This is a genomic window from Thermococcus sp. (assembly GCF_027012695.1).
Taxonomy (GTDB): Archaea; Methanobacteriota_B; Thermococci; order Thermococcales; family Thermococcaceae; genus Thermococcus.
The window spans coordinates 1-1,955 of record NZ_JALUYR010000090.1; the positions used below are offsets into that span (position 1 = coordinate 1).

The 1,955-nt window shown below is 39.7% G+C and carries 1 protein-coding gene; it reads right to left on the reverse strand.

The window, feature by feature from the left end; all coding sequences use genetic code 11:
- Positions 1-310 precede the first annotated feature (310 nt).
- The gene (locus MV985_RS07435) at positions 311-1,612 is read right to left on the reverse strand and encodes a hypothetical protein (RefSeq protein ID WP_297464899.1); all 1,302 of its coding nucleotides are present in this window, start codon (positions 1,610-1,612) and stop codon (positions 311-313) included.
- Between the last annotated feature and the right edge of the window lie 343 nt (positions 1,613-1,955).

The following is a 1,955-nucleotide window of genomic DNA, read 5'->3' on the forward strand; positions in this document are numbered from 1 at the left end:
ATATATAATATTTAGTGTAAAGCGGGTTGTTTTTACTCACCTTTCAGGAAAGTCAGAGATTGGGTAAGGAAGTTTTCAGCAATAATTCTACCCATCTTACTTCATATCGTTACCCACAAGTATGATCACTGATTTTGTAAGTACTTGTTTCTCTGTCCTTAGTGCTAAAAAACAAAGACATTTTGGCATCCTTCATATACCTAAAAAGTAGTTTACACTTTACCTGAACAGCAATAAATTCAGACAATAGAAAACCATAGCCATTCTGAGATGGTTTTTAAAGTACGTTGTTTTTTTTATCGCTGTTTTATTAAGCGGTAAGAAGCGTCTCTTTTACTTCTTTTTGTAGCAGGACAATCCAGTCTTCTTTTTGTGCTTTGCCCGTTAACAGCTCCATCGGTGTTTTTCCTTTTCGTTTGCCTGCGTGATAACGTCGATGGTTGTGGTAAAACATAAAGGTATTGAGAAATGCTTGTGTTACCTGATTTTTTGAGGTGTTCAAATAAGGTCGAAGAAGAGAGTTGATGCATTCCACCATTGAGGATGCCTGAATGATCTGATCTAATTCAGCATAAATACTCTCCTTGAGTTCGATCATTTTCGCCTTGTCACCGATAAACAGTTCAGCCAGTTCAAGGTAAAACTGTCGTTGTTCAATGGCATGATGCTTTCTAGCGATCACCTTGGATTTAATCACGTCTTTATTCCATTGCCATGCGAGAATAAGTGCCTGTAATACCTCTGTATTAGTGGTTAGTTTTTGGCATTTTTCAAATGCAATGATGGCATCATCAAAATAGGTCAGCAAGTTCGGGAGTGTTTTCTTGATCAGAAGCGCTTCTTTAGCGATCTTTTTATGTGGAAGTGATGCCATCAGTTCCAGTGCAATCGTCATGTTTTCTTCTGCTTGATCACGTTGGCGCAAGCTCCCCTCTGAGTCAAAGCTCTTTAGCTGATGGATAAGATAACAATAAAGGTAGTGGAAATCATCATAGCAATCAATCGCTTGCTGTTCTTTTTCGTCTGCTTCAAAACAAAGTGTGAGTCGTTTTTCAATCACCGCATCGCTTTTTGCGGAGGCGAGTGTTTTCTCTCGTTTGTCAGTCATCTCCATGGCAGTATAGGCTGATTTCTCCAGTCGCCTATCCCAGTCTCCCAAACGATGTGCAACCCCATGAAAGGTGTCTAATTGCCAAGGAATATCAGTGAACACATTTTCATGAGCCGCTTTAATAGCAGTCCCTGCATCACTGGTTAATTGCCGTGGTAAAAATCCATTGTCCACTATGCAGTTTAAATGTTGCTCCCATTGTTCAGCCGTTCTTGTTTCTGCAAGTTCAATACTTAAAATAGCAGAACTGACAGGATCTACGGTGATCAAGATGGGGGAAGATTTTGCAAAAATCTCATCATCCGCAAAGACAAGCAATTGCGGATGTGCTTTGTTTTCGAGTGTATTGGGAAGTGAATCCCCGAGTCGAGACAGAATTTGACTAATTGATCCTACAGAGGAGTAAGGCAACCCCTCCCGTTTCATTAGAGTAGAAATGGCATCAATACTGGATTTTCCTTCAAAGCGTTGCGCTAAAATCCGTTCTTCAATCTCGTCCATTGATAAAGCGACAGGCTTATTTTCAGGAAAAACGAGATGACCAAGCGCTGTCTTAAAATGAGATAAGAGCGAATAAATAAAGGTTCTTGAGACCTGATACTGCTGGGATAATTGGGTAATACCACCCCAAACACTGCCTTGCTGAGACTGGTAAGCTTCAATGGCAAGTGCTGAACGGATTTCAAGCGTTAAATCTTGACGACGTATAAACTTAGGTGCGCTTGGAAAGGAATATATTTTCTCAGGTAAGTGAGTTTTTTTGCTATCATTGTTAAAGTGCCTCCGTATGAATTGCTATGTTCAGCTAAAAATACTCTAGTTTAGAAAAAATCAGAGTATTATT